Genomic DNA, 6,199 nt, shown 5'->3' with positions numbered 1-6,199 from the left:
GGAAGCTTATAAGGCCGGAATCGAATTTTTTATTAATAAGCCCATTAATTTGATTGAGGTTAAAACCGTTCTTAAAAATGTTAGGCAAAGCCTCCAAATGGCAACCCAACTCTCTGATATTTCGAAGATGGTTAATAATTTTACTCCCCAGTCGCAGCCAAAATCGGCTGAAGCGCACCACCAAGCTACCGCTACCCTCAACTATCTCGGGATGACTTCTGAAAAAGGGACGAGTGATATTCTTAAGATCATCTCCCTGATGAAGGTGCAAAAAGAGAATTACCGGAATATTGACCTAGAACAATTAATGGGCATTTCAGAGCACGAACGTCGGATAATCGATCAGCGAATTCGGCGAGCAATTAAAGTTGGTTTGGCAAACATCGCTAACCGCCTGATTGACAACCCCTATGACGAACAGTTATCTGATATTTCTAACCTGCTCTTTGGCTACGAAAGCGTCCACAGTGAAATGCTATACCAGCAAGGCAAGCGTTCTTCCGGTGGCAGGATTTCCATTCAAAAGTTCTTAGACGGTTTAGTAAGCAAAGAGTAAAAAAGATCTGGAAAATAATTTCCAGATCTTTTTTATTACTAAGTCTAATCGCGGGAATCAAGCTTCTTTCTAATCCCATTGATGAAGATAACTTGATAATCGTTTGAGTCCTTCTTTAAGGGTTGCTTTTGGAGCACAGTATCCTAAACGAACGTGCTTTGGTGTATCAAAGGCGTCTCCCGGAACAAGCAAGACTCCTTCATCCTTTAACAAGTTCTCACAGAAAGTATGAATATCTACCGGAACATCTAGCTTCGGGAATGACGTTGAAACTGCTTGAGGCATTACCACTGAAGCACGATCTTCATATTCAATCCACTCTTGATAAATCTTCAAGTTACCGAGAACCAGCTTTCGATTACGTGCCAACACCTGGTCACGGTGACAAAGAACGTAGGTGGCAAGCAAATCATTAAAGACACCGCCACAAATCATTGTATAATCACGGAATTTCCGGAAAAGATCTGCTAATTCACTATTTGTTGCGGTCCAACCGATCCGAATTCCTGGTACTGAATAGGTTTTAGAAAGTGAATTAGTCGCGATTCCCTTATCATAGAGGTCAATGATTGATGTAAATTTCGTTGGATCGTCTAACGGCAAATAAACCTCATCAACCAAAACGTATGCACCAACTGATTTTGCAATTTCAACAACCTGTTCCAAGAACTTCTTATCCAAAATTGTCCCAGTTGGATTATTAGCATTGTTTAAGCAAATCATCTTCGTATCAGGACGAATCAGTTTTTTCAGCTCGTTAATGTCTGGGTACCAGTTGGCTTCTTCATGAATATGCCAAAAGTCAACTTCTGCCCCAAGCGACTTAGGAATATCGTACAACTGCTGGTATGAAGGGTATTCTGCAATAACATGATCGCCTGGTTGAATCAAACTATACAGGGCTAAGATATTAGCTCCAGTGGCCCCGTTAGTCTGTAACACATTTTCGGGCTCCACATGTTGGTACAGCTTAGCGACTTCCTGCTTAAATTCAGGTGAACCCTCAATCCAGCCGTAGTTCATCTTTTGTTGATCCAACATTGCATAGAACTCTTGACCATTATTACCATCAAGGTTTAAGACTTCATGCATTGTTAATGATGCGATTGTACTTTGGGAAATATCGTATTTAGCACTCTTTTCCCATTTATTCAGCCACGCCTCAACACCAAATGGAGCGATTTCTACCATAAGTCATAACCTCCTAATTATTAATTGAAATTGTACCGTTACCAATTAACACTAGTGAAACTATGGCAAAGATAACGATCAATGCCATAACAATTTTTTCTTTAGTAGTAACGACGTGCTTAAATTCCTTACATGCTTGCAAGTAAAAAATGAAACCAGGGATAAAGCCGACAGAAACTACCATCACTTGCTTCCATCCTGATAATACCATCGCCATTAACTCAAACAGGGTTGCGATTAATCCAATGATAAACTGACCCCATTCATGATTTTGACCACTATATTCCATTTGGTAAACCCCAACTAGGAAGTAACAAATAAGGATCGCGGCTGTACATAAAGTATATGCAAAATTATACGCATAATCAGTGAATAATAAGGAGAACAGGAAGATTGACTGAAGTACCCCAGTGATGATTAATGCTCGAGTTGGTGCTTTCTTGCTGTTTAACTTCCCCCAAGAGGTTGGCAGGGTTTGATCATCTGCCATTAGCATCAATGATTCAGCTGGCAACATGGTCCATGAAAGCCAGGAAACTAGCACTGAAATGATTAACCCAATACTAATCAATGCGGCACCCCAACCGCCAACCAGGTGTTGCATAATCGCACCAAGAGCCGGTTGACCACCAGCAGCTAACTGCGCCCGGGTCATAACTCCATAAGGCAAGATCGAAACAACGATGTAAATTGTCAATAAACTAGCAAGACCAAGAATTGAAGCCTTTTCTGCATCAGTCCGTGTCCGTGCCCGGCTCGAAAGCACTGACGCACCTTCAACCCCAACGAACAGCCACATCATAACAATAATTGATGACCGAACTTGGGTAAATAGTGACGTTTGCTTTAGTCCATGAACGTTTTGTGCAACGTTGCCCCAAAAGTCTGCTGTAAACATCTTTGCCTTAAAAGCAATGATTACACAAATTACGAACACAACTAGCGGAATGATTTTGCATATTGTTCCAATTGAATTTATAAATGCTGCTGATTCAATCCCCCGGTTAACTAACAATGTCAAAATCCAGGTTAAAATAATTGCTACAATAATGGATACTAAATTTTGACCATTTGCAAACACCTTGGGAAAGAATGTCCCGAACGCACTCATTGTAATCGTGGCAAACGCAATGTTACCAAGCCAGGCCGATAACCAGTACGCCCATCCAGAAATGAACTCACCAAGTGGTCCAAATGCAGCCCCTGCATAACTAAAGATCCCCGAATCCAGATCCGGTCGTTTTTGCGAAAGATTATTTAACGATAATACTAATGTTAAAACCCCAATTCCAACGATAATCCATGCTAGAATCGCTGGTCCAGGTGCAGCTGCTGTTGCTAAGTCACTCGTTATTCCAAAAACTCCTGAGCCAATTGTTGAACCGATAATCAACAACGTTAGCTCGGTTGTATTAATTCCTTTTTTCTCATCCATTGGCATTAACTCCAATCTCCATCCTCAAGTAATACTCAATATTCTTTATTCAAAATAATGAATATTTATTAGTTGCGGTAATTATAACAGTGTTAAGTAATTCTTTCAAATATGATTAAATGCTTTGCAAGGTTTGCGTTTTAGTCCAAAAAGCTGGGAGATCAGTTAGGTTGCTGGTCTCTCAGTTTTTTTGCAAAGTTTAAGGGGCTAAATGTGCTTGGCAGAGGTTGCTAGAGCTAACAATTCTGGGCAACAGAGCCGAGATCTGTTCGCCGTGACCGCAACTTCCGCCTAGCTGACGTTCTACTGCAACAAAGTCAAACCGTGTTCGCCGGGAAGCCCCTATAGACAACAAACTCCCTCCCAGATGCTTTCAGCATCCAGTCGGGAGAAATCGCTAGCTTTCCGGAAACTCTTTGGGGCGAAGGCACTCTACTTGTCATACTCCTCAATCTTGAAATCGTGGTCGGTGAGGGTGGCGGTGGTGAGGCTACCATTTTTGGGCCGGACGGTGACATCATATTTGCCGCCACCAAATTTTTCAACAAGACTTAAGAGAGTATTCCCATGGCTTACCCACAGAACGTTGGCATCTTCAGGAAGGTCAGCGTGCCGAATTAATTCAAGTCCCTTGTTCATCCGTTCCCAGTATTCCTGATTATTTTCCGCATCATGGAATGGATCAGCCTCTTTCAGCCAATCCTTTGCTTGACCAATGGAACTTGCGAGAACAATTTCCTTGAACGTATTGTAGCCATGTGGGGCACCAGCGTTATACCAAGCCCAATCCATATTGGTTCCCTCATAAGAGCCGTAAAACTCTTCACGGAAATATGGGGCAGCAACTGGTTCACGTACGGAGTCTGCCTGATTCAAATCAAGAATCTTTTGAATGGTTTCCATTGCCCGGGTTGTATCACTACAAAAGGCCGCATCAAAATGAACATTTTTCAGCCGTTCACCAGCATTTTTAGCATCTTGCTTGCCCTTTTCCGTCAGCGGAGAGTTACTCCATCCTTGAAGCTTGTTATAAATGTTGTAGTACGTTTGACCATGTCGTACTAAGTAGATGTTTAATTTTGTCATTGAACCATCCTCCGTTCTTCTGTGATCTTCTTAATTATAGCGCTTCCATTAGTGATTTAGAAGAGGAACCAATTCTTTGAAATTGCTTATCCTCGTTTTCACAGCTTCTTCATACTTTCCCATTATCCTTAAAGCCAAGATGAAGGAAGGGATTATTAATGACATTAAAAGAAACTACTTCTCAACCTAACATTGTCGCGGCTAAAATTATTGCCATGAGTGCTAAAAAAGTTACCGTAGTGACAGAAGAAGGCCACTTATTGGTAATTCCATTAACCAAGGAGTACCGGCAGGATAAAACGATGCTTGAATCGTTAAAAGATATTCTTCACGCCGGGATCTGGATCCCCGTTAACAAAAAGTTACGCAAGTTATTCAGTCATGACTGGTTAGTGGAACCTGAACCAGTCCCGGTTAAGGTAAACAAATAATTAAATTTTGACAACAATCTTTCTTAGATAAATGTTTCTCAATTAATCTGTGATAGAATGGCTATTGATTTGCTAGTTTTGCTAGCATTAAATAACTATTAAATCTCGATTGCGAGGAACATTCCTAATGAAAAAACTAAGCAAATTCGTGGACACTAGGATCGGGTTCTTCACCCTTCTAGTGGTCCTTTTTTGGTTAAAGACATTATTTGCTTACTTTACTGACTTTAAATTAGGAGCAGAAGGCATCTTTCAATACCTTATTCTGCTAATTAATCCGTTACCAATTACCGCATTAATTTACAGTATTGCCTTTTACTTTAAGCGGTCCCGCTTCTTCTACCCGGTTTTAATGGGATTAGATATTGCCAACACGCTTTTACTGTACCTAAACGTCATCTATTATCGTGAATTTACTGACTTTATGACCATTGCGACTATGACTGGTTACTCAAAAGTTAATCAGGGGTTAAGCGGCAGTTCACTAGCCCTCACCAACGTTCACGACCTTTTTTATTGGCTTGACATTGTCATTATTATCATTTTAATGCTGCTGCACAAGATTCACTTTGATCCCCGTGCTATTAGCAGTAAATTAGCCTTTGCATTTACTTCAATGGCATTGACACTTTTCGGTATTAATCTTTCATTGGCTGAAATGAGCCGGCCACAATTACTTACCCGGACGTTTGACCGAACTTATATTGTTAAATATCTCGGCATTGATGCATTTACCGGGTATGATGTTGTGAAATCGCAACATATTAACAAGATGCGCCAAAGTGCCACCAAGTCAGAGCTATTAAAAGTTAAAAAATTTACCGACAAGCACTATGCATCCCCCAATCCCAAACTGTACGGGATCGCTAAGGGACGCAACGTGATTGTTATCCACCTTGAAAGCTTCCAACAATTCTTAATTGATAAGAAGGTCAATGGCCAAGAAGTTACCCCATTCTTAAACTCCCTATATCATGGTAGTGATACTTATGCATTTGATAACTTCTTCCACCAAGTTGGTCAAGGGAAGACCAGTGACGCTGAAAACATGCTTGAAACAAGTACGTTTGGGCTTCCTCAAGGGTCGCTTTTTGCCACTCTTGGTAGTGATAATACCTTCCAGGGTGCTCCAGCAATTCTAAATCAACGAGCTGGTTATACTAGTGCCGTCTTTCATGGTAACGTTGCCAGCTTCTGGAACCGGAATAATGTTTACAAGAACTTGGGGTATCAATACTTCTTCGACGCAAGCTACTATGATACCTCTGGTGATAAGGCAACGGGGTATGGCCTTAAGGATAAGCTGCTTTTTAAGAACTCAGTTAACTACTTACAGAACTTACAGCAGCCGTTCTATACCAAGTTTATTACCGTTACTAACCACTTCCCGTACAGCTTGGATGACGAAGATAAGGATCCTAATTTCCAAACTACCAATACCGGGAACACTACCGTTGACAATTACTTTGTGACAGCTCATTACCTTGATCAATCACTCGC

At 41.1% G+C, this 6,199-nt stretch carries 6 protein-coding genes; 3 read left to right on the top strand and 3 right to left on the bottom strand.

The genetic code is table 11. The features are described 5' to 3' along the window. A partial coding sequence (locus HMPREF0549_RS01520; protein ID WP_003716490.1) for a DNA-binding domain-containing protein occupies positions 1–556 on the top strand: 556 nt, incomplete at its 5' end. Positions 557–625: 69 nt separating this feature from the next. Here the strand turns inward: HMPREF0549_RS01520 and HMPREF0549_RS01515 are convergent. The 3 genes from HMPREF0549_RS01515 to HMPREF0549_RS01505 all read right to left on the bottom strand — a co-directional run bounded on the left by HMPREF0549_RS01515 (position 626) and on the right by HMPREF0549_RS01505 (position 4,268). Next, positions 626–1,747, bottom strand: a complete 1,122-nt coding sequence (locus HMPREF0549_RS01515; RefSeq protein WP_003716489.1) for an aminotransferase — start codon at positions 1,745–1,747, stop codon at positions 626–628. Between the two features lie 13 nt (positions 1,748–1,760). Continuing rightward, the gene (locus HMPREF0549_RS01510) at positions 1,761–3,182 is read right to left on the bottom strand and encodes a basic amino acid/polyamine antiporter (RefSeq protein ID WP_040530923.1); all 1,422 of its coding nucleotides are present in this window, start codon (positions 3,180–3,182) and stop codon (positions 1,761–1,763) included. 432 nt (positions 3,183–3,614) lie between these two features. Next, positions 3,615–4,268, bottom strand: a complete 654-nt coding sequence (locus HMPREF0549_RS01505) for a histidine phosphatase family protein (protein ID WP_003716487.1) — start codon at positions 4,266–4,268, stop codon at positions 3,615–3,617. A gap of 158 nt (positions 4,269–4,426) precedes the next feature. Here HMPREF0549_RS01505 and HMPREF0549_RS01500 point away from each other — a divergent pair, with 158 nt between their 5' ends. Together HMPREF0549_RS01500 and HMPREF0549_RS10080 are read left to right on the top strand one after the other, a co-directional pair. Then, complete coding sequence (locus HMPREF0549_RS01500; RefSeq protein WP_003716486.1) at positions 4,427–4,699, top strand: hypothetical protein; 273 nt, start codon at positions 4,427–4,429, stop codon at positions 4,697–4,699. A gap of 127 nt (positions 4,700–4,826) precedes the next feature. Continuing rightward, positions 4,827–6,199, top strand: a 1,373-nt coding sequence (locus HMPREF0549_RS10080) for an LTA synthase family protein (protein ID WP_003716485.1), incomplete at its 3' end; no start/stop codon positions are given.

Origin of the sequence: Limosilactobacillus vaginalis DSM 5837 = ATCC 49540 (assembly GCF_000159435.1) — a bacterium.
Classification (GTDB): domain Bacteria; phylum Bacillota; class Bacilli; order Lactobacillales; family Lactobacillaceae; genus Limosilactobacillus; species Limosilactobacillus vaginalis.
This window is presented reverse-complemented; position numbering and strand designations above follow the sequence as displayed.

Bases quoted from the DNA above. Each gene is read 5' to 3' on its own strand.
- HMPREF0549_RS01515 (WP_003716489.1), bottom strand. From the start codon at position 1,747: ATGGTAGAAATCGCTCCATTTGGTGTTGAGGCGTGGCTGAATAAATGG.
- HMPREF0549_RS01510 (WP_040530923.1), bottom strand. From the start codon at position 3,182: ATGGATGAGAAAAAAGGAATTAATACAACCGAGCTAACGTTGTTGATT.
- HMPREF0549_RS01505 (WP_003716487.1), bottom strand. From the start codon at position 4,268: ATGACAAAATTAAACATCTACTTAGTACGACATGGTCAAACGTACTAC.
- HMPREF0549_RS01500 (WP_003716486.1), top strand. From the start codon at position 4,427: ATGACATTAAAAGAAACTACTTCTCAACCTAACATTGTCGCGGCTAAA.